The following is a 21426-nucleotide window of genomic DNA, read 5'->3' on the forward strand; positions in this document are numbered from 1 at the left end:
GCGATTCAGCCCTCTGGGCTCATCGAGGGCCGCCCACCTGCCGGGCGCATGATGGACGCATGGCTGATCAGATGCGGACCGAGCACGACTCGATGGGCGAGGTCGAAGTACCCGCCGACGCGCTGTACGGCGCCCAGACGGCTCGTGCGGTCGAGAACTTCCCGATCTCCGGCGAACGGGTGCCCCGGGCCGTGGTCCACGCGCTCGCGCGGCTCAAGGCGGCTGCTGCGCAGGTCAACGCCGACCTCGGAGTCCTCGACCGTGAGCGGGCCGACGCGATCACGTCCGCCGCGACCGAGGTCGCCGACGGGCAACACGACGAGCACTTCCCGATCGACGTGTTCCAGACGGGGTCGGGCACCTCGACCAACATGAACGTCAACGAGGTCGTCGCGCGGCTCGCACACCTCGCCGGTGTCGAGGTGCACCCCAACGACCACGTCAACGCCGGCCAGTCCAGCAACGACACGTTCCCGAGCGCGATCCGACTGGCGGCCGCGCTGGCGCTTGCGGAGCAGCTCGACCCCGCGCTCGCGACGCTGCAGACGTCGCTCACCGGTCGCGCCGAGGCGTTCGCCGACGTCGTGAAGTCCGGCCGTACCCACCTGATGGACGCCGTCCCGGTCACCCTGGGTCAGGAGTTCGGCGGCTATGCGCGGCAGATCGAGCTGAGCCGCGCGCGGATCGCCGAGGCGGCGGCGTACGTGCACGAGCTCCCGCTGGGCGGTACGGCAGCGGGCACCGGCCTCAACGCACGCCCCGGGTTCGCCGCTGCGGTGATCGAACGGGTCGCCCAGGACACCGGCCTGCAGCTGCGCGAGGCGAGTGACCACTTCGAGGCGCAGTCGACCCAGGACGCTGTCGTCGCGCTGTCCGGCGCACTGCGCACGCTCGCGGTGTCGCTGACCAAGATCTGCAACGACCTGCGCTGGATGGGCTCCGGCCCACGCGCAGGCCTCGCCGAGATCCACCTGCCCGACCTGCAGCCGGGGTCGAGCATCATGCCGGGCAAGGTCAACCCGGTCCTTCCGGAGGCGACGCTCATGGTGTGCGCGCAGGTCATCGGTCACGACGCGACCATCACGGCGGCCGGTGCGAGCGGCGCGTTCGAGCTCAACGTCATGCTGCCCGTGATCGGTCGCGCTGTGATGGAGCAGATCACCTTCCTCGCCGGAGCGGCCCGCACCCTCGCGACGCGCTGCGTCGACGGCATCACCGCCGATGAGGAGCGCTGCCGCACGTACGCCGAGTCCTCACCCTCGATCGTCACACCGCTGAACTCCGCGATCGGGTACGAGGCCGCGGCCGCGGTCGCGAAGCAGGCGCTGAAGGAGGGCCGCACGATCCGCGAGGTCGTGATCGACCGCGGCCACGTCGCGTCCGGTGAGCTGACCGAGGCCCAGCTCGACGCGGCGCTCGACGTCCTGGCGATGGCGCGGCCGGCCCGGGACTGACCGCCCCTCACACATGACGGCGGCCCGCCGCCCTCAGGGGAGACGGGCCGCCGACGCCATGATGGAGCGATCACACTCCGGTCGAGGAAAGCGCGGAGAACCTCAGTACCAGTTCACGTCGACCGAGTGACCCCATGCGGAGCAGGGGGTGCCGTAGCGCTCCTTGATGTAGCCCAGGCCCCACTCGATCTGCGTGGCGGGGTTGGTACGCCAGTCGTCACCGGCCGAGGCCATCCGGCTGCCGGGCAGCGCCTGCGGGATGCCGTACGCGCTGGAGCTCGGGTTGTCGGCGGAGGTGCTCCAGCCGCTCTCCTTGGTCCACAGCTTGTCGAGGCAGCTGAACTGGCTGGAGCTCCAGCCGTAGGAGGAGAGCATGGAACGGGCGATGCTGCGCGGGTCGCCGTGGCGGACACGCTCGACCGTGCGCTCGACGGCGCGGGAAGCGCGCTCGACGATCTTGGGCTTGGGCTTGGGTGCGACCTTGGCTGCCACCATGTCCTGCGCCTGACTGGTGCGGCTGCTCACCATGCTGCGCAGAGCGCTCACGCTGGCCTGGTTGGCCGAGGCCTGCAGACGCTTGGAGTCGGCGATGCGCTTGGCGAGCAGGCTCTTGTCACGCGCGGTGACGGCCGAACGCGACCGCGAGGCGCTCTGCTTGGAGGCGAGCACGCTCGAGCGGTCGAAGCTCTGGTAGGCCTGCGCCTTGGGAGCCGAGGAGAGTCCGTCGACCCCGGTCATGCTGCCGGCCGCGCTGGCGGGCTCCAGATCGGTGGCCGAGGCGTAGCCGGCTGCCGAGACGGCGAGCGCGGAGAGTGTTGCGGTGGCCGCGACCGCGGGTCGACGCAGTGTGGCCTGCCGAGGGGCGCGATGCCGTCCGACGGGTGAAGACATACCGGGGGACCTCCTGAGCTCGGTCATGGCGCTGTGGAGCCACGCCCGAACAGGGTGAGCAGTGATGCAACGGGGGATGCTGGCCGGCAGCCTTGGGGGACGCTGCAGACCGGCGCAAGCGCCTCGTCGCGGGGAACTACTTCGGTCCCTCTGGCGAGACGCCAGGAAAGGTCTACCGGTTGTGGACGGGCGCGTGGCGCGTTAGCCGCGACGCCGTTACCAAACCGTGACCAGCGCCAATACTGTGCAGTACCCCGTGCAGATCGTCCAATCCGATGCGGTATGAGACGGCGCCCTGCACCTCTGGTGACAGAGGTGCAGGGCGCCGTGATCAGGCGGTGGCGGTCAGACCTCGCCGCCCTCCAGCAGGTCGGTCACCAGGGCGGCGATCGGGCTGCGCTCGGAGCGGTGCAGGGTGACGTGCCCGAACAACGGGTGGCCCTTGAGCTTCTCGATCACGGCGGCCACGCCGTCGTGCCGGCCGACCCGCAGGTTGTCGCGCTGGGCGACGTCGTGGGTGAGCACGACCCGCGAGTTCTGACCGATGCGCGACAGCACGGTCAGCAGCACGTTGCGCTCGAGCGACTGTGCCTCGTCGACGATCACGAACGCGTCGTGCAGCGACCGGCCACGGATGTGCGTCAGCGGCAGGACCTCGAGCAGCTCACGGTCGACGACCTCCTCGACCACCTCGCGCGAGACGACGGCGTTGAGGGTGTCGAACACCGCCTGCGCCCACGGCCCCATCTTGTCGTTCTCGCTGCCGGGGAGGTAGCCGAGCTCCTGGCCGCCGACGGCGTACAGCGGACGGAACACCAGCACCTTGCGGTGCTGACGCCGCTCCATGACCGCCTCCAGGCCGGCGCACAGCGCGAGCGCCGACTTGCCGGTGCCGGCGCGGCCACCGAGGCTGACGATGCCGACGTCGGGGTCGAGCAGCATGTCGAGAGCGATGCGCTGCTCGGCGCTGCGCCCGTGCAGCCCGAACGCGTCACGGTCGCCGCGGACGAGGCGGACGGACTTGTCGGCCATGACCCGGCCGAGGGCGCTGCCGTTCGGGCCGAGCAGCACCGTGCCGGTGTTGCACGGCAGCTCGGCGGCCGCGTCGTGCTCGAGCCGCGCCTCGTCGTACAGCGTCGACATCTGCGCGTCGTCGACCTCCAGCTCGGCGATGCCCGTCCAGCCCGACTCGACCGCGAGCTCGGCGCGGTACTCCTCGGCGTGCAGGCCGACCGCGGACGCCTTGACCCGCATCGGCAGGTCCTTGCTGACCACCGTGACGTCGCGGCCCTCGTTGGCCAGGTTGCGCGAGACCGCCAGGATCCTCGTGTCGTTGTCGCCCAGCCGGAAGCCGGCGGGCAGCGACTCGGGGTCGGTGTGGTTGAGCTCGACCCGGAGCGTCCCTCCCTCGTCACCGATCGGCACCGCGTCGTCGAGGCGACCGTGCGTGACGCGCAGGTCGTCCAGCGTGCGCAGGGCCTGCCGGGCGAAGTAGCCCAGCTCGGGGTGGTGCCGCTTGGCCTCCAGCTCGGTGACCACGACGACCGGCAGCACGACCTCGTGCTCGGCGAAGCGGTTCATCGCGCGGGGGTCGGACAGGAGCACCGAGGTGTCGAGCACGTACGTGCGGTTGCCGGCCGGGGCGGATTTCGCCTTGGCTCGGGCGCGCGGCTGCGAGGACGAGGAACGGGAGGACTGACGGGCAGATGCCATGGTCGATCTCCTTGCCGCAACAGCGTTGCCGCTGTGCGGACCTACTCTCGGACGAGGTGCCGGGACCGGGCCGACCGCGGACGGTGGAGCCGGTGCCGGCCCTCCGTCCGGAGCAACGATCGCTCCATGTGGTGGGCCTCCCGAACGCGGTGACGGGTGCCTCCGCGCTACGGCGACGGTACGACGGCGGACCGACAATGGGGAGCACTCGAGGCCGCGCGCCGCGGAAGTTGCGTTCGCGTTTGCCGCCCGTTCAGACTCGCCGGCACCACGCGTCACACCCGTCACAGCAACGGCGCGTACGCCGAAGCCCGGGCCCCGGCGTACGCGTCAGTGCCGAACCGTCAGTGCTCCAGGACGGCGCGCAGGAAGCGCTGGGTGCGCTCGTGCTGGGGTGCCTTGAGCACCTGAGCGGGCGGCCCCTGCTCGACCACCGAGCCGGAGTCGAACATCACGACCTGGTCGGAGATCTCCTCGGCGAACCGCATCTCGTGCGTGACCATCAGCATGGTCATGTCCGACCGGTGCGCGAGGTCGCGGATGACCGCGAGCACGTCGCCGATCAGCTCGGGGTCGAGGGCGGAGGTGGGCTCGTCGAACAGCAGCACGCGCGGCTTCATCGCCAGGGCGCGTGCGATCGCGACCCGCTGCTGCTGACCGCCCGAGAGCTTCGGAGGCTTCTTGTCGACGTGGTCGGCGAGGCCGACCACGTCGAGCAGCTCCAGGGCCTCGGAGCGGGCCTGCTCCTTGGGCACCTTCGCGACCTTGACCGGCGCCTCCATGACGTTGGCCAGCGCGGTCATGTGGGGGAACAGGTTGAACGACTGGAAGACCATCCCGATGTCACGACGGGCAGCACGGGTCTCGCCGGTCTCCTTGGCCTTGCCACCCTGCGGCACGTCCCACAACGTCCGGCCCCCGACGCGGACAACGCCCTCGCCAGGTGTCTCGAGGGTCATCAGGATGCGCAGGATGGTGGTCTTGCCCGAGCCGGACGGCCCGATGATCGAGACCTTCTCGCCGGGCTGCACCTGGAAGTCGAGCGAGCGCAGCACGTGGTTGTCGCCCCACGACTTGCTGACGCCCTCGAAGGTGATCATCGGCTCTCCGGCCGGCAGTCCGCCGCTTCCCGCGGTCGGTGTGTCAGGCGTTGACGGCAAAGCGACGCTCCATCACTCGGAAGAAGATGCTGGCGGGGATGCTGATGACCAGGTAGAGCAGGCCGGCCAGCACCATGGGCTCGACGAACCGATAGCTGTCCTGGCCGAAGATGTTGGCCGAGTTCAGCAGCTCGACCACACCGATGCCGAGCAGCACGGCGGAGTCCTTGAACATCTGCACCAGGTAGTTGCCGAGGATCGGGATGACCCGGCGGATCGCCTGCGGCAGCACGATGCGGCCCCAGGTCGTCGCGCTCGGCAGGCTGAGCGCCGTCGCGGCCTCCCACTGGCCGACCGGGACGTCCTCGATCCCCGCGCGGTAGACCTCGGCGCAGTAGGCGCTGTAGTTGACGCCCAGCACGACGACGCCGGCCTGGAACAGGCTCAGGCTGATGCTGCCGGGCAGCTTGGGCAGCACGAAGTAGACGAAGATCGCCTGCACCAGCAACGGCGTACCGCGGATGAACAGCACGTAGAAGCTGAACAGGTGCGAGAGCACCGGGACCTTCGACCGGCGTACGACGGCCACCACCAGTCCCAGCACTGCCGCGAGCACGAACCCGAGCAGGCTGATCTCGACCGTGAGCCTCAGACCCTGGAGCAGCATGGGCAGCGCGTCGGCGGCGAAGTCGTTGTCCCACTGGAACTCGGACGGGATCATCACGATCACACCCCCGGCCCGGCACTTGTACGCAGGAACCTGCTGTTGAACAGCCGACTCCCGGAGTCGACGGCGAAGCGGCGTTCGATCAACCACATGAGCCCGGCGACGATCATTGCCAGCACGAAGTAGAAGACCAGCAAAGCGGTGAAGATCGCGACGGTGTGACCTTCGGACTTCCAGACCTGCTGGGTCTGGTAGGTCAGCTCACCGACGGTCACCAGCGACACCAGCGACGTCGCCTTCAACGTGTCGACGGCGACGTTGCCGAACGGCGGCAGCATCGCCGGGATCGACTGCGGGATGAGGATGCGCCGCATCCGCAGTGACTTGCTCATGCCGAGTGCGATGCCGGCCTCGTCCTGGCCCTTGGCACGGGCCGCGATGGTGCCGCGGACGATCTCGGACGCGTAGGCGCCCTCGTTGAACCCCAGCGCCAGCACCGCGCAGGTGAACGGTGTGAACTCCAGCCCGAACGGCGGCAGCACGTAGAACAGGATGAACATCTGGACGAGCACCGAGGTGCCCCGCCAGAACTCCACCCACGCCACGACCGGCCAGCGCACCCAGCGGTACTCGGACAACCCGGCGATGCCGAGCACGAACGCGACGACGACGGCGAGCGCGAGCCCGACCACGAAGACCTGGACGGTGAGCCAGAGCCCGTCGAGGAGCAGGCTGCGGTACTCCCACAACGCGCTCATCGCACGGGCCTGACCGGTCGTGGCCGAGCGAACAGGCTCAGCCCTCCGCCTTGCACAGCTCGGCCTTGGTGGCCTTGCGCGAGGCGTCGGCGTCGAAGCCCCACTTCTTCATGAGCGCGTCGAACTCCGGCGTCGCCTTGTACTTCTTCAGCTGCACGTTGTACGCCGCGACGAACTTCGCGTCGCCCTTGCGGAAGCCGCTGCCGGCACCGGTCACGGGCACGTCCTGCACGGGCGCGGTGACCTCGAAGTCCTTGTCGGTCTTGGCGAGGTCGTTGAGCGAGAGGGTCGGCAGGAAGAACGCGTCAGCGCGGCCCGACTTGACCATCTCGATGCCCGTGCGGCCGTCCTTGGCGGGCAGCAGCTGGCTGGTCGGGACCTTCTTGCCCTTGAGGATGCCTTCCTCGAAGCCACCACCGATGACGGCGATCTTGAGGTCCTTGTTCTTGACCACGTCGGCGGCGGTGAGGATCTTCTTGGGGTTGCCCTTCTTGACGCCGAACGACTCGGTCGAGACGACGGTCGGCTCGGAGTAGTCGATCTGCGCGCAGCGCGACTGCTTCATGAACAGGCCCGCTGTGACGGCGTCCCAGCGGTTGGCGTTGAGGCCCGGGATCATCGCGTCGTAGCCGGCGACGGTGCCCTGGATGTCGTTGATGCCGAGCAGCTTGCAGACGGCCCGGAAGATGTCGGGCTCGGCGCCGGTGACCGTGCCGTCGGGCTCGACCTTGGTGTAGGGCGGCTCGTTGGCGATCGCGACCCGCAGGTAGCCCTGCTTCTTGCCCTTGGCGAGCAGGTCCTCGCCGGCGGTGGCGCCGCCTCCGCCCCCACGGGCGGGATCGCTGGAGTCGCTGCAGGCGACCAGTGGCGCGGTGACGGCGACCAGGCCGGCCGAGCGGATGAGCGTGCGTCGTGAGATCTCGAGTGTCATGCGGACTCGTCTCCTCGTAGGTGGATCCTCGTAGGTGCTGCGTCCGACCGCCCGTGCGCGCGGCTCCCCTGCATCCGCGACGGCCTCGATCCCTCTCGACGTTAGTGGTGTGACTGTGAGCCACGTCACTCGCGCCGGATCAGTTACCGGTCCGTGACCAAATCCCACCCGTCACACGAGTCCCACCCACCGCGCCTCGGCGTGTCGCCCGGGACACGCCGTCGTACGCGCCGTCCCCGGGTACGACGAGAGGCCCGCCCCTCCCCGTGGTCGTACCGGACCGGTACGCCCGAGGAAGGACGAGCCTCTGCGGCGAGCGCGCTGCAGCCGTCAGGCCGCGCCGGTCAGCGTGCTGGCGTCGATGACCGCGCGATAGCGGACCCCGCCGCTCACGACCTTGTCGTACATCTCGTTGACCTGGTCGGCGCCGATGACCTCGACGGTCGCGGTGATGCCGTGCTCGGCGCAGAAGTCGAGCATCTCCTGGGTCTCGGGCAGGCCACCGACCAGGGAGCCGGCGAGCGAGCGACGGTTGACCAGCAGCGAGAAGGCGCTGGCGGTGAGCGAGTCGCTCGGCGCGCCGAGGTTGACGATCGTGCCGCCACGACCGAGCAGCCCGATGTAGGCGTCGAGGTCGACCGCGTCGCCCACCGTGTTGAGGATGAGGTCGAAGGAGCCGGCCAGCTCACCGAAGACGGTGCCGTCCTGCGTCGCGCGGTAGTCCGCTGCGCCGAACTCCAGGCCGTCCTGCTTCTTGGAGTCGGTACGGCTGAAGACCGTGACCTCGGCACCCATGGCCGCGGCGATCTTGACCCCCACGTGGCCGAGGCCACCGAGGCCGATCACACCGACCTTGCGGCCCGGACCGGCGCCGTAGCGCTTGAGGGGTGCGTACGTCGTGATGCCGGCGCACAGCAGGGGCGTGGTGCCGGCGAGGTCGACACCGTCGGGGATGCTCACGACGAAGTGGTCGCGGACGACGACCTGACCGCTGTAACCGCCCTGGGTGACCTCGCCGTAGTAGTCGGTGCTGGCGTACGTCTGGATCACGCCGCGCTCACAGAACTGCTCCTCGCCGTCCTTGCACGCGGCGCACTCGAGACAGGCGTCGACGAAGCAGCCGACACCGACGACGTCGCCGACCGCGTGGCGGGTGACGTCAGCGCCCACCTCGGCCACGGTGCCCACGATCTCGTGGCCGGGCGTGACCGGGAACGGCTGGTCGCCCCACTCACCGCGCACGGTGTGGATGTCGCTGTGGCAGATGCCGGCGTAGGTGATGTCGATGCGGACGTCGTCGGGGCGCAGGTCGCGTCGCGTGAGGTCGACGGGCTCGAACGGAGCCCCGGCCTTCGGGACGGCCAGGGCGGGAACGGTGGTGGTCACGTGGTCTGTCTCCTCGTGCTCGACGTGTGCGTGAGGCCGTGGGCCCGTTGAGACAACACCGCACCCGGCCGGGACTGTTCCCGGCTGCGTCTCAGATCACGTCAGGAGCCGTAGCGGCGCTCGCGCTCGGCGTACGCCCGCAGCCCGCGCAGGAAGTCGACCTTGCGGAAGTCGGGCCAGTACGCCTCACAGAAGTAGAACTCCGAGTGGGTGCTCTGCCACAGCAGGAACCCGCCGAGCCGCTGCTCGCCGGAGGTCCGGATGACGAGGTCGGGGTCGGGCTGGCCCTTGGTGTAGAGGTGCTCGGCGATGTGGTCGACGTCGAGCACCTCGGCGAGCTCTTCGATGGACGTGCCCTTGGCGGCGTGCTCCTGCAGCAGCGAACGAACGGCGTCGGCGATCTCGCGGCGACCGCCGTAGCCGACGGCGATGTTGACGACCAGGCCGCTGACGTCGCGGGTCGCGTCGGCGGCGTCCTTGAGCACGGTGGCCGTGCGCTGCGGCAGCAGGTCGAGCGCACCGACCGCGTTGAGGCGCCAGCGACGCGCGGCGGCGAGGTCGCCGACGACGTCCTCGATGATCGTGAGCAGGGGCGCGAGCTCGGCCGCCGGACGGTTGAGGTTGTCGGTCGAGAGGAGCCAGAGCGTGACGACCTCGATGTCGAGGTCCTCGCACCAGCCGAGGAACGGCTCGATGTTGTCGGCGCCGGCGCGGTGGCCGTGCTCGGTGTCGTGACCGCGCAGCTTGGCCCAGCGGCGGTTGCCGTCGAGCATGACCCCGACGTGCCGGGGCAGCCGCTCCTGAGGAAGGGCCCTGGTGAGCTGCCGCTCGTAGGCGCCGTACACCAGGTCGCTCAACCCGCGCATCGATAGATCTCCTCGTCAACCACTGATCGCCCGCCCCGATGTCACCCTGACGTTACCGTCGGAACGTGAGCCGTCATCAGGACGTTCGACAGACCGGTGCGGTTGCGCGCCGACCCGAGCGATCCACAACTTACGCTCGCGTAAGTTAGGCTGGCTCCCCATGATCGCCCGTTCCGGCCGCCCGCTCGACGAGGTCCACGAGACCGCGTCCGAGCTCGTACGCCTCGTCAAGCCCCATCTCCGCGGCTGGCTGCACACCGGGATGGCGCCGCTCGCGCTCGCCGCCTCGATCGTGCTCGTCGCGCTCGCGCCGACCACGCGGGGACGTATCGGTGCGACGGTGTTCGGCATCACGGCGGTGCTGCTGTTCACGACGTCAGCGGTCTATCACCGCGGCACGTGGTCGCCCCGCGTGCACGGTCTGCTCAAGCGCATGGACCACGCCAACATCTTCCTGATCATCGCGGGCACCTACACGCCGTTCGCGCTCACGCTGCTGTCGGATCACCAGGCGACCCAGCTGCTCGCGATCGTCTGGGGCGGCGCCGTCCTCGGGGTGCTGTTCCGGGTGCTGTGGGTCGGGGCGCCTCGTTGGCTCTACACCCCGGTCTACGTCGCGCTCGGCTGGGTCGCGGTCTTCTACTTCGAGCCGCTCCTGCACGCCGGCGGCGCCGCGGTCGTGACGCTGATCGTGGTCGGGGGCGCGCTCTACACCCTCGGCGCAGTCGTCTACGGCACGAAGCGGCCCGACCCCTCACCGCGCTGGTTCGGGTTCCACGAGGTCTTCCACGCGTTCACGATCGCGGCGTTCGTCGTGCACTACATCGCCGTGTCGCTCGCCCTCCACCGCTGAGCCCTCGCCACCGCGCCGATCAGGGAGAGCTCACCGGCGTCGTACGATCGCGCGTCCACGCCACCGCGAACGCGACGGTGAACGCCAGGTGCACCACCACGAACACCCGGGCCGCGTCCCGGGCGTCGCCCGTGATCACACCCTCGATGTCGTTGATCGTGCTGAGGGCGAACGCGACCAGGTTGGCCAGCAGCACCGTGCCGCGCAGCTGCGACCCGTCGATCGAGCGCGACCGCCAGTTGAGCACCGCGATGCCGATGAGCGGGCCGCCGAGCAGCCGCAGCAGAGCGATGAGAGCCGGCGACGGGTCGTCCGGGACCGCGTCCACGCCGAACTGCGCGGGCACGATCAGCAGCGCGGCACCGATCGCGCCGACGTAGACCGCCGCCGCCGTGAGCACGCCCTTGACCATGCGGTGGCCTCCTCGAACTCGACTCCTCACATCGTCGACCGACCGGCGACCCCGCGACGACGTCACCGCCGGCTGCGTCCGAAATCCTGGCCGAGCGGTCATGCGAACCCGGGCTGAGCGACCGCCACCGGCCTACGATGCGCGAGTGGCGGACGAGGTGTTCGAGCAGCTGGTCATCCGCCTGTCGGGCGACCTCGACCGGCTCACCGACAGTGCCTCGACGCTCGCTGCCGACGCGCACTTCTCGCGCTACCACTACGAACGCATGATCACCGCGATCGCCGGTGAGAGCCCGACGGCGTTCCGGCGGCGCATCCTGCTGGAGCGCGCGGCGTACCGGATGATCACCACCGACCGCCCCCTGCTCGACATCGCGCTCGAGGCCGGGTTCGGCTCGCACAGGGCGTTCACCCGGGCGTTCCAGCGCGCGTACGACGTGGCACCCGCCACCTGGCGCCGCCGCCCCACGAAGTACCAGCTCACCAGCCCCAACGACGTGCACTTCCACCCACCCGCGGGCCTGCGACTGCCCGCCCGGACGGAGATGAGCAGCATGGACCTCGTCGAGCTCCTCGTACGCCACCACGTCTGGGTGGTCGAGCAGCTGGTCGACCGCGCGCGCCGCCTCGACGACGAGCAGCTCGACGCGCCGCTGAGCGCCCCGGTCGACGGCATCGACGGCGAGTCGTTGCGCTGGCTGCTGTCGCGGCTGATCGGCCAGATGGAGATGTGGCTCGCCGCGATGCACGACCGCGAGTACGACTTCGGGGTCGAGCAGGCCGAGTCGCTCACCTCGATGCGGCGCCGGATCGCCACCGTCGGGCCCGCGTTCGCCCGGTCCGTCGACGAGGTCGCGCGCGAGCGCAGGTTCGACGAGACGTTCGTCGACGCGTTCGCGTCACCGCCGATGGTCGTGACCTACGGCGCGATGGTGGCGCACGTCCTGACGTTCGCGGCACACCACCGGCTGCTCGCGCTCGACCGGCTGCGCGCCTGCGGCATCGACGACCTCGGCTTCGGCGACCCCAAGGAGTGGCTCATCCAGCCGCTCACCGACCAGCGCTAAACGGGTCAAACCGCCGTCCTCCGGTGCGTGGACGCTGGTCCGCATGACCGATCCGACCTGCTGGTTCTGCTCCGACGACGTCCGCACCGACCCGCCCCCGGGCGGCTGGGTGTACGACGACGCCCACTGGCGCGTCGGCCACGCCCCCGCGTCCTACGCCGTCGCGGGGACGACGATCCTGGAGTCACGTCGGCACGTCGCCGACGAGCGCGGCATGTCCGACGCCGAACGGGCCACACTGGCCGACGTCACCGCTCGCACGGTCGAGGCCGTCACGCGGGCGACCGGCTGCGACCGGGTGTACAGGTGGGCGACGATGGACGCGTACGCCCACTTCCACCTCTGGCTGGTGCCCTGGTGGGAGACGTCACCGCTGCGCGGGCCGCGTCGCCTCGTCGACGCCGTCGTCACCGGCGGCGGTACGACGCCCGAGCGCGCGACCGAGACCGCCGCCCGTATCCGCGACGCACTGAGCGCCTCAGTGTGAGCCGGGCTCCGGCGTGCTGCCGTCAGCGCCCTTGCTCTCCTCGCGCTGCTGCGCCTCCTGCTCCTCGCGGTAGCGCACACCGCGCAGCCGGTTGTTCATGCTGCGGAACAGGAAGAAGCAGACCACCGCGAGACCGAACAGCACGACGAAGCCACCCAGGCCCGCCGTGATCTGTGTGCTCGCTGCACCCGAACCACCCATCTCAGGCCTCCTCGCGCGCGCGTACGTCATCCACCACGAGCGTGCGATCGCCCGTCGTGGCCAGCTGGTCGGCGTCGTCCGCCGAGCCCAGGCCGGCGAACAGGTCGTCCTCGACGCCTTCGCCAGGCTGGACGTAGGACAACGTCAGGTCGAAGTCCTCGGTCGGCCAGACCCTGGCCTGCATCTCCTTGGTGATGCGGAAGAAGTTGCCGTCCGGGTCGACCTGGGTGGCATGGGCGAGCAGCGCCTGCTCGCGCTTGCCGAAGTAGTCCGAGCAGGGCACGCGCGTGGTGATGCGCCCCTCCGGCCGGTCACCCCAGTTGGCGATCCACTCGGCGTACGGCGACTCGATGCCCGCCTCGGTCAGCGCCTCGTGGAACGCCGTGAGCTTGGCCCGCGAGAACCCGCGGTCGTAGTAGAGCTTCAGCGGCTGCCACGGCTCGCCTGCGTGCGGGTACGCCGACGCGTCGCCCGCCGCCCGGAACGCCGCGACCGACACCACGTGGCACATGATGTGGTCGGGGTGGGGGTAGCCGCCGTTCTCGTCGTACGTCGTGATCACGTGCGGGCGGAACTCGCGGATCACGCGCACCAGGGCCTCGGTCGTGACGTCGAGCGGCTCGAGCGCGAAGCAGCCCTCGGGCAGCGGCGGCAGCGGATCGCCCTCGGGCAGACCGGAGTCGACGAAGCCCAGCCAGGTGTGCTGCACGCCGAGGATCGCCTGCGCCGCCGCCATCTCACGTCGGCGCACCTTGGGCAGGTCGCGCTCGATCTCGGCATCGCCCTGGAGCCGCGGGTTGAGCACGTCGCCGCGCTCGCCGCCGGTGCACGAGACCACCATGACCTCGTGGCCCTCGGCGGAGTAGCGGGCGAGCGTCGCCGCGCCCTTGCTCGACTCGTCGTCAGGGTGCGCGTGCACGGCCATCAGCCGCAGGCGGTCAGACACGAAAGGCCCCTCGTGGTCAGTCAGTGACGTCGTCATGCGGCTCCCGCCCGGTCAGGGCAGCAGCCGCACCTCCCGCTCGCCCGGTCACGAGCAGGACAACAACGCCTCCTATCCTCTCACTCGGGTCCCGCGCCAGACCGCCTGGCCACCCGAGCACGAGGAGCAGCCGTGGCCATCTCCCGCCCAGCGCCCGGTGAGGGCAAGTGGTGGGTCCTCGGCACGATCGGCGTCCTGCTGGGCGTCGTGCTCGCGACCTGGTGGGGTGTGTCGGCCACCCAGGGTGTGTCGTGGAACGACGCGGGCAACAAGGTGGTCTCCGACCGGTCGGTGCAGGTCCGCTTCGACGTCACGGCCGACACCAGCAAGGGCGTCACGTGCAAGGTGAAGGCCCTCGCCGTCGACCACTCGGTGGTCGGGTCCAAGCAGGTCACCTACCCGCCGAGCAAGCACAGCTCCACGCGCTACGTCGAGACGATCGCGACGACCCAGCGCGCGACCACCGCGACCGTCGACTCCTGCGACTACACGCCCTGAGCGACCACGCTTCGGAGTGGCTTTGGCCACAGAAGTTGCTACACTCGTAGGTTCACCGAGGGTCTGGGATCGACTTCGCGAGGCGAAGCGACCCGGGCCTCGTTGTTTGGCCGCCGACCGTTTCGGGGGTGTGCGGCCAGACCCCGTACCCATGCAAGGAGAACCATCGTGACCGACACCGCCAGTGCATCGGCGAGCTTCCTGACGCAGGAGGCCTACGACCGCCTCAAGGCCGAGCTCGAGCAGCTGTCTGGCGAGGGCCGCACCGAGATCGCCAAGCGCATCGAGGCGGCTCGCGAGGAGGGCGACCTCAAGGAGAACGGCGGCTACCACGCGGCCAAGGAGGAGCAGGGCAAGATGGAGGCCCGCATCCGCCAGCTCACCGAGCTGCTGCGCAACGCCACCGTCGGCCAGGCCCCCAAGGACGACGGCATCGTCGAGCCCGGCATGGTCGTGACCGTCGAGATGTTCGGCGGCGAGGAGAAGTTCCTGCTCGGCAGCCGGGAGATCGCCGGCGACTCCGACCTCGACGTCTACAGCGAGAAGTCGCCCCTCGGCGCCGCCATCAACGGCAAGAAGGTCGGCGACGAGACCTCCTACGAGGCGCCCAACGGCAAGACCATCGCGGTCAAGGTCATCGCGGCCACGCCGTACGCCGCCTGAGGCCCCCAGCACGACTCGAAGGCCCGGTCCCGCACCTCGCGGGACCGGGCCTTCTGCGTTGCGTCTCGTCACCCGAGACGCCAACTTGCCTGACTCTTATGCATTGCATAACTTTCACTTAGGTCTTGAGCTCCAGCGCACAGCCCCGGCTTGCTGGACAGCAACCCTCCACCGCGGTGGGGTGCTCCGGGTGACGACCTGGCCCGACCATCCGGTCGGCGCAAGCGCGGACTCTCCCCCGAGGGTCCTCCTCACCGAGGGAGCTCGACGATGACCGCTCACCACGGCTCACGTCTCTTCGCGGCGCACGCCCACCGGGCGGCGTACCGCCTGCACATCGACCTGATGCGCGTCTGCGCCGGGTCCTGCTGACCGCACGCCTTCACCTCGGGCCTCCGCCCGCCCACGCACCCACCTCTCGCTCCGCCTCACCGGACCGACCCCTGGGAGACAGCCATGTCCACGTCATCGACGCTGCCCGCACCCGCCACGCTCGACCCACCCGCACCCGACGCCCGCCCGGCCCTGCAGGTCGTGCCCCGCCGTCGGCCCTGGCGCTGGGTCGGCACCGCGCTCGTCGTCGTCCTGCTCGCGCAGCTGGTCAACGGCCTGGTGACCAACCCCGCCTGGGAGTGGTCGACCGTCGGGGACTACCTGTTCACCACCACGATCCTGCGTGCGCTGCTCACCACGATCCAGCTGACCGTGCTCGGCACCGTGCTCGGCTTCGCCCTCGGCGTCGTGCTCGCGGCGATGCGGCTGTCGGGCAGCGCGTTCCTGCAAGGGGTCGCCTGGACCTACGTCTGGGCGTTCCGCTCGATCCCGCTGATCGTGCAGCTGCTGTTCTGGTTCAACATCGCCTACCTCTACAAGCAGCTCAGCATCGGCGTGCCGTTCGGACCGGAGCTGTTCACCTTCAGCACCAGCAACGTCATCGGGGCGATGGGCGCAGCGGTGCTCGGCCTCGCCCTGCACCAGGCGGCGTACGCGGCCGAGATCATCCGGGGCGGCATCGCCTCCGTCGACCCCGGACAGCTGGAAGCCGCTGCGGCACTGGGGATTCCGCGCCGCAGGCAGTTCTTCAAGATCGTGCTCCCGCAGGCGATGCGCTCGATCCTGCCCAACGCCACCAACGAGGTGATCAGCCTCTTCAAGGGCACCTCGATCGTGTCGGTGCTGGCGATCCCCGAGCTCTTCTACCAGGTGCAGGTGATCTACGGACGGACCTCGCGCGTCGTACCCCTGCTCATCGTCGCCACCATCTGGTACGTCGTCCTCACGACCGCGTTGTCCATCGGGCAGTACTACCTGGAGCGGCACTACGCCAAGGGCAGCACCCGAGTCGTACCGCCAACACCGTTGCAGCGCTTACGTTCTCGCATCTCGGCCTGCCGCACTGATGCCGCCGCCGCACGTGGCGAGGTGACCCGATGAGCGCCGCCGAGGCCGTACGCCGGCCGGTCGTCGACGTCGACCACGTCACCAAGTCCTTCGGTGACCATGTCGTCCTTCGCGACATCTCGCTGAGCGTCGAGCAGGGCAGCGTCACCGTCGTGCTCGGTCCGTCCGGCTCGGGGAAGTCGACCCTGCTGCGCACGATCAATCATCTCGAGAAGGTCGACCGAGGACAGATCCACGTCGACGGCGACCTCATCGGCTATCGCCGTCAAGGCGATCGGTTGCACGAGCTGCGTGAGCGGGACGTGCTGCGTCAGCGTTCGCGGATCGGGTTCGTCTTCCAGGACTTCAACCTGTTCCCGCACCTCACGGTGCTGCAGAACGTCGCCGAGGCCCCCGTGTCCGCGCAAGGGCGCAAGCGTGCCGAGGTCGAGGCGCTGGCAGAGCGGCTGCTCGCCCGAGTCGGCCTGTCGGACAAGGCTTCTGCCTATCCGCGGCAGCTGTCCGGCGGTCAGCAGCAGCGCGTCGCCATCGCCCGAGCGCTGGCCCTGGAGCCGAAGGTGCTGCTGTTCGACGAGCCGACCTCGGCGCTCGACCCCGAGCTGGTCGGCGAGGTGCTCGACGTCATCCGGTCACTCGCCGACGAGGGCGCCACGCTCGTCGTCGTCACGCACGAGATCGGCTTCGCCCGCGAGATCGCCGACACGGTCGTGTTCATGGACCACGGCCAGGTCGTCGAGTCCGGGCCGCCTGCGCAGGTCATCGACTCCCCCACCCACGAGCGCACCCGCGCCTTCATCCGCCGCGTCCTCTGACACGCACTCACGAAGCGAGAAACCATGCACACCAACGCTGTTCGACGTCGTACGACGATCGCCGCCGTCATCGGACTCGGCCTGACCGCGCTGGCCGGCTGCTCCGAGCCGCAGGAGGCCGCGACCAAGGCCACCATCGCGCCGGCGGCCGGTGAGGCGAAGGCACAGGTCGTCAGCTACGACACCTCACCGGCCCAGTCGGAGCGCATCACGGGCGTGCGCGACGCGGCGCTCAACGCCCAGCTGCCCGAGGCGATCCGCAAGCGCGGCACGATCATCGTCGGCAGCGGGTCCGCTGCGGGCGGAAGCCCGCCGCTGGGGTTCACCGCCACGGACAACAAGACGCCGGTGGGCGTCGAGACCGACATCGCGCACCTGATCAGCGACATCCTCGGGGTCAAGCCGCAGGTGAGCACGACGTCGTTCGAGAACCTGTTCGTCGGCATCGACTCCGACCGCTACGACGTCGCCCTGTCCAACGTGGGCGTGAGCGAGCAGCGCAAGGAGAAGTACGACTTCGCGACCTACCGCCTCGGTCTGCACGCGTTCGAGGTGCCGAAGGACTCGACCCTGAAGGTCCGCGGTGCCGCGGACGTGTCCGGCAAGCGGGTCGGCGTCAGCTCGGGCACCCTGCAGGAGGACGTCCTGCTGCGCTGGAACGCCGAGAACACCAAGGCCGGACGTGCGCCGGCCAAGGTCGTCTACTACCAGAACCAGGCCGACTACTACCTCGCGCTCGCGTCGGGCCGCATCGACGCGTTCCTCGGGCCGAACCCCACCGCGACCTACCACGTCGCCACCGACGGCAAGACCAAGATCGTCGGCACGGTCTCGTCGAGCTATCCCGTGCAGGGCAAGGTCGGTGTCCTCACCAAGAAGGGCAGCGGCCTCGCCCCGCTGGCGCAGAAGGCGCTCAACAAGGCCATCGCCGACGGCTCGTACGCCAAGGTGCTCAAGCGCTGGGGGCTGACGTCCGAGTCCGTGCCCACGTCCGAGCTCAACCCGCCCGGTCTGCCGAAGCCGGCGGGGTCGTGAGCCCGGCTCAGCTGGTCCTCGTGGGTGGTGGTCCGCGCGCCCTCGGCGTGCTCGAACGCCTCTCCGCGAGCCTTCCCGGGCTCGCACCGGGCCTGGTGCTCGACGTGCACGTGATCGACCCGCACCCGGTCGGCGGCGGGCGCGTGTGGCGGCGCGAGCAGTCCGAGCTGCTGTGGATGAACTCGACGGCGGCGGACATCACGGTGTTCACCGACGAGTCGGTGACGTGCGACGGCCCGGTGCGGCCCGGTCCCTCGCTCGCCGAGTGGGCGGCCGGTCCCGGCCGAGTCCGTCTGCACGCCCTCGGCCTCGAGTCTCCCGTGCAGCCAGGCGATTTCGCGCCCCGTTGGGTCCAGGCGGAGTACCTGCGCTGGGTCTGGGACCGCCTCGTCGCCGACCTGCCCGACTCGGTGCGGCTGTACGAGCACGGTGAGCGCGCTGTCGCCCTCGACGAGGTACGCCGGGGCGGGCGGCCCGCCGGTCAGCGCGTCACGCTGGAGTCCGGTCAGCAGATCGACGCCGACCTGGTCGTGCTCGCGCAGGGCTACCTCGACCACGAGCCGACGTCCGAGCAGGCGCAGTGGCTGCGCGCGAGCACCTCGCGCGGGCTGACCTACGTGCCGCCCGGCTACACCGCCGACCTCGACCTGTCCGGGCTGCGTCCGGGCGAGCCGGTGATCGTGCGCGGCATGGGCCTGGCGTTCGTCGACCTGTGCGTGCTGGTCGCCCAGGGACGCGGCGGTCGGTTCAGCGGCTCGGGCTCCGAGCTGACCTACCACCCGTCGGGTCGGGAGCCGGTGCTGTACGCCGGGTCGCGGCGCGGGGTGCCGTACCACTCCAAGCTCGGCTACGACATCGGCGCGACCGGTCCGGCCCCGACCCGGCACCTGCGACCCGAGGCTCTCGCCGGCATCGGCACACTCGACTTCGACGCTCAGGTCCGACCGCTCGTCGCGCGCGAGATGACGGATCTGCACTACCGCCGCCTGTTCCAGGCCCACCCGGAGCGGACCGTCGGCTCGTTCGACGACCTCGAGGCGCTCATCGCGACCTCCGACGTCACCTCCCAGGGGTTCCTCGACGCGGCGGCCCGGCAGGTGCCCGACCCGCGTGACCGCTTCGACCTCGCACTCGTGGACCGCCCGATGGGGGCGGGTCGGTGGGCCGACCGGTCTGCGTACGAGCAGGACGTCGTGCGTCACGTCGAGGACGACGTACGCCGCCGAGCCGATCCGGCGTACTCCAGCGACCGGGCGGTCTTCGACGGGCTGCTGTCGATCTACGCGGTCATCGCCGGTCTCGCGTCCGCCGGGCGGCTCACCCCCACCGACCGCGTGCTGCGGCTGGAGCAGGAGTTCCACGGCTTCTTCTCGTTCCTGGCCAGTGGTCCGCCGCCGCGTCGGCTCGCCGAGCTGCTCGCTCTGCACCGCGCCGGCGTCCTGCGGTTCATCGGGCCGGACACGCGAGTCTCGTTGACCGACAACGGTTTTCGTGCGGAGTCGCCCGCGGTCGGTGGCGCCGTCGAGTCTCGTGCGCTGGTCGACGCGCGGTTGCCCCGCCCGGACGTGCTCGCCAGCACCGACCCCCTCATCCGCGGTCTGCTGCGGCGCGGCGAGCTCGCGGCCGACAGCGTGTACGACGCCGAGGGCGGCCGCGTGCGCGGTGGTCAGCTCCTGTCGGACGAGCACTGCCGCGCGGTCCGCGCCGACGGCACCTCGCACCCGAGCCGGTTCCTCGTCGGACCGTCCGTCTCGGGCAGCGTCGGGGCCGGCGGCTTCACCCGACCTCGCTTCAACGGCGCGGGCCTGCGCCAGAACGACGCGCTGGCCCGCCACCTGCTCACCCGGCTCGCGCATCCCGCCGCGAGCGTCCTTCGATCACCGCACAAGGAGCACCGTCATGCCAGTTGAGTTCCTGGGTATGGCCGCCAACCACGACGGCACCGAGACGCACGCCCGCACGGGCGGCGCGCTCGATCTCGCCTACGCCGCCAAGCTCGCCCGGGCGCACGAGGACAACGGCTGGGACCGGATCCTGTTCGCCTACCACTCCGGGTCACCCGACCCGGCCCAGGTCGCGGCGTACCTCGCCGGCCAGACCGACCACCTGCGCCTGGTCGTCGCCCACCGCCCCAACACCGCGGCGCCGACGCTCACCGCCAAGACGCTCGCCACGCTCGACCACATCAGCGGCGGCCGGGTCGAGGTCCATGTCATCACCGGTGGCTCCACGGCCGACCAAGCGGCTGAGGGCGATCACCTCGACAAGGACGCCCGCTACGGCCGCACCCGCGAGTTCATCCAGATCCTCAAGCAGGCGTGGACCTCCGCCGAGCCGTTCGACTACGCCGGCGAGCACTACCGCCTGCAGAACTTCCTGGCCGACATCAGGCCGCTCCAGCAGCCGCGTCCGCGCATCTCGTTCGGCGGCTCGTCCGCGGCGGCGTACGACGTGGGCGCGCAGGAGGCCGACGTCTTCGCCCTCTGGGGTGAGCCGCTCGCCGGCACACGGGAGCAGATCGACACGATCCGCACCGCAGCGGCGCACGTCGGCCGTCCGCTGCCGACGATCCAGGTCGCCTTCCGGCCGATCCTCGCAGCGACCGACGAGCTCGCCTGGGAGAAGGCCCAGCGCACACTCGGTCAGATCACCGCCACGCCGAGCCCGCGCGGACGACTTCGGCAGGGCGCCCCGGAGAACGCCGGGTCGCAGCGCCTGCTCGCCGCCGCCGCGGACGGCGAACGTCACGACCGCGCGCTGTGGACCGCCACCTCCGCAGCGACCGGAGGCGGCGGCAACTCGACCGCGCTCGTCGGCACGCCCGAGACCGTCGCCGCCGCGCTGCTCGACTACTACGACCTCGGCGTGCGCATCTTCTCCGCACGCGGCTATCACCTGTACGACGACGCGGTCGACTTCGGGCGGCACGTCATCCCTCTCGTGCGCGACGAGGTCGCTCGACGTGAGCGCGCAGCGGGCCACGCCGACCACGAGGCGCCCGCGGCGGTGGCGTCATGAGCGCCGTGACCGATGACATCCGCGCCGAGGTCGAGTGGGAGCGGTGGCACGTCCAGCGGGAGGCCGACCTCGCGACCGACTACGGCTGGTTGTCACTGACCGGTTTCAGCTGGCTCGCCGACAGCCCCTCCACCGTGGGTGGTCTGCCCGGTCAGTGGTGGGCCACCGACACCGGCGCCCACCTGCGGGCGGAGCCCGCAGGTGGGCGCCGGCGTACGGGTCGGCGGTGAAC

23 protein-coding genes and 1 riboswitch are annotated in these 21426 nt (G+C 70.3%); of the genes, 12 read left to right on the forward strand and 11 right to left on the reverse strand.

From position 1 onward, the window contains the following. Positions 1-59 precede the first annotated feature (59 nt). Entirely contained in the window at positions 60-1454 is a 1395-nt protein-coding gene (locus VV01_RS13545; protein WP_050670345.1) for a class II fumarate hydratase, read from the forward strand. A gap of 102 nt (positions 1455-1556) precedes the next feature. Here VV01_RS13545 and VV01_RS23920 read toward each other — a convergent pair whose 3' ends face one another. From VV01_RS23920 to VV01_RS13585, 8 genes are all read right to left on the reverse strand, one after another. Continuing rightward, a complete protein-coding gene (locus tag VV01_RS23920; protein WP_197275044.1) occupies positions 1557-2345 on the reverse strand; it encodes an aggregation-promoting factor C-terminal-like domain-containing protein in 789 nt (262 codons plus the stop codon). 345 nt (positions 2346-2690) lie between these two features. Continuing rightward, a complete protein-coding gene (locus VV01_RS13555) occupies positions 2691-3926 on the reverse strand; it encodes a PhoH family protein (protein ID WP_231635333.1) in 1236 nt (411 codons plus the stop codon). 476 nt (positions 3927-4402) lie between these two features. Continuing rightward, positions 4403-5158, reverse strand: a complete 756-nt coding sequence (locus VV01_RS13560) for an amino acid ABC transporter ATP-binding protein (RefSeq protein ID WP_050670347.1) — start codon at positions 5156-5158, stop codon at positions 4403-4405. Positions 5159-5201: 43 nt separating this feature from the next. Beyond that, positions 5202-5879 (reverse strand): ectoine/hydroxyectoine ABC transporter permease subunit EhuD, encoded by a 678-nt coding sequence (gene ehuD, locus VV01_RS13565; protein ID WP_050671939.1) that lies wholly within the window; start codon positions 5877-5879, stop codon positions 5202-5204. A 5-nt stretch (positions 5880-5884) separates the two neighbouring features. Further along, complete coding sequence (gene ehuC, locus VV01_RS13570; RefSeq protein ID WP_050670348.1) at positions 5885-6583, reverse strand: ectoine/hydroxyectoine ABC transporter permease subunit EhuC; 699 nt, start codon at positions 6581-6583, stop codon at positions 5885-5887. Between the two features lie 37 nt (positions 6584-6620). Continuing rightward, positions 6621-7514 carry an ectoine/hydroxyectoine ABC transporter substrate-binding protein EhuB gene (gene ehuB, locus VV01_RS13575; RefSeq protein ID WP_050670349.1) on the reverse strand — a complete coding sequence of 298 codons (894 nt, stop codon included), beginning with the start codon at positions 7512-7514 and terminating at the stop codon, positions 6621-6623. 330 nt (positions 7515-7844) lie between these two features. Then, a complete protein-coding gene (locus tag VV01_RS13580; protein ID WP_050670350.1) occupies positions 7845-8900 on the reverse strand; it encodes an NAD(P)-dependent alcohol dehydrogenase in 1056 nt (351 codons plus the stop codon). Between the two features lie 101 nt (positions 8901-9001). Further along, positions 9002-9766 carry an isoprenyl transferase gene (locus tag VV01_RS13585; protein ID WP_050670351.1) on the reverse strand — a complete coding sequence of 255 codons (765 nt, stop codon included), beginning with the start codon at positions 9764-9766 and terminating at the stop codon, positions 9002-9004. Between the two features lie 160 nt (positions 9767-9926). Here VV01_RS13585 and trhA point away from each other — a divergent pair, with 160 nt between their 5' ends. Continuing rightward, positions 9927-10619, forward strand: coding sequence for a PAQR family membrane homeostasis protein TrhA (gene trhA / locus VV01_RS13590; protein WP_050670352.1), 693 nt, complete (start codon positions 9927-9929; stop codon positions 10617-10619). A gap of 19 nt (positions 10620-10638) precedes the next feature. Here trhA and VV01_RS13595 read toward each other — a convergent pair whose 3' ends face one another. Next, a complete protein-coding gene (locus tag VV01_RS13595; RefSeq protein ID WP_050670353.1) occupies positions 10639-11031 on the reverse strand; it encodes a hypothetical protein in 393 nt (130 codons plus the stop codon). Positions 11032-11176: 145 nt separating this feature from the next. On the opposite strand from VV01_RS13595, the gene VV01_RS13600 reads away from it, so the two are divergent. Beyond that, positions 11177-12097, forward strand: a complete 921-nt coding sequence (locus VV01_RS13600; RefSeq protein WP_050670354.1) for a helix-turn-helix domain-containing protein — start codon at positions 11177-11179, stop codon at positions 12095-12097. A gap of 43 nt (positions 12098-12140) precedes the next feature. Next, complete coding sequence (locus tag VV01_RS13605) at positions 12141-12584, forward strand: HIT family protein (RefSeq protein WP_050670355.1); 444 nt, start codon at positions 12141-12143, stop codon at positions 12582-12584. Here the strand turns inward: VV01_RS13605 and VV01_RS13610 are convergent. Beyond that, entirely contained in the window at positions 12576-12785 is a 210-nt protein-coding gene (locus VV01_RS13610; RefSeq protein WP_050670356.1) for a hypothetical protein, read from the reverse strand. The genes VV01_RS13605 and VV01_RS13610 overlap by 9 nt on opposite strands. Before the next feature lies 1 nt (position 12786). Then, positions 12787-13731, reverse strand: coding sequence for a mycothiol conjugate amidase Mca (mca, locus tag VV01_RS13615; protein WP_050671940.1), 945 nt, complete (start codon positions 13729-13731; stop codon positions 12787-12789). A gap of 168 nt (positions 13732-13899) precedes the next feature. Between mca and VV01_RS13620 the strand changes: the two genes are divergently transcribed. From VV01_RS13620 to VV01_RS22850, 8 genes are all read left to right on the forward strand, one after another. Further along, a complete protein-coding gene (locus tag VV01_RS13620) occupies positions 13900-14265 on the forward strand; it encodes a DUF4307 domain-containing protein (protein ID WP_050670357.1) in 366 nt (121 codons plus the stop codon). 168 nt (positions 14266-14433) lie between these two features. Then, the gene (gene greA / locus VV01_RS13625; protein ID WP_050670358.1) at positions 14434-14928 is read left to right on the forward strand and encodes a transcription elongation factor GreA; all 495 of its coding nucleotides are present in this window, start codon (positions 14434-14436) and stop codon (positions 14926-14928) included. A 121-nt stretch (positions 14929-15049) separates the two neighbouring features. Further along, positions 15050-15161, forward strand: a riboswitch (SAM riboswitch). A gap of 223 nt (positions 15162-15384) precedes the next feature. Continuing rightward, the gene (locus tag VV01_RS13630; RefSeq protein WP_050670359.1) at positions 15385-16362 is read left to right on the forward strand and encodes an amino acid ABC transporter permease; all 978 of its coding nucleotides are present in this window, start codon (positions 15385-15387) and stop codon (positions 16360-16362) included. After that, positions 16359-17141 (forward strand): amino acid ABC transporter ATP-binding protein, encoded by a 783-nt coding sequence (locus tag VV01_RS13635; RefSeq protein WP_050670360.1) that lies wholly within the window; start codon positions 16359-16361, stop codon positions 17139-17141. The genes VV01_RS13630 and VV01_RS13635 overlap by 4 nt, the downstream gene beginning before the upstream one ends. Positions 17142-17165: 24 nt before the next feature. After that, a complete protein-coding gene (locus VV01_RS13640; RefSeq protein WP_050670361.1) occupies positions 17166-18176 on the forward strand; it encodes an ABC transporter substrate-binding protein in 1011 nt (336 codons plus the stop codon). Further along, entirely contained in the window at positions 18173-20086 is a 1914-nt protein-coding gene (locus VV01_RS13645; protein WP_071606385.1) for an FAD/NAD(P)-binding protein, read from the forward strand. Before VV01_RS13640 ends, VV01_RS13645 begins: the two co-directional genes overlap by 4 nt. Next, a complete protein-coding gene (locus VV01_RS13650; protein ID WP_050670363.1) occupies positions 20076-21194 on the forward strand; it encodes an LLM class flavin-dependent oxidoreductase in 1119 nt (372 codons plus the stop codon). Before VV01_RS13645 ends, VV01_RS13650 begins: the two co-directional genes overlap by 11 nt. Next, positions 21191-21424: a hypothetical protein gene (locus VV01_RS22850; RefSeq protein WP_050670364.1), complete on the forward strand. Its 234-nt coding sequence runs from the start codon at positions 21191-21193 to the stop codon at positions 21422-21424. The genes VV01_RS13650 and VV01_RS22850 overlap by 4 nt, the downstream gene beginning before the upstream one ends. The last annotated feature ends 2 nt before the right edge of the window (positions 21425-21426 follow it).

Origin of the sequence: Luteipulveratus halotolerans (assembly GCF_001247745.1) — a bacterium.
GTDB lineage: Bacteria > Actinomycetota > Actinomycetes > Actinomycetales > Dermatophilaceae > Luteipulveratus > Luteipulveratus halotolerans.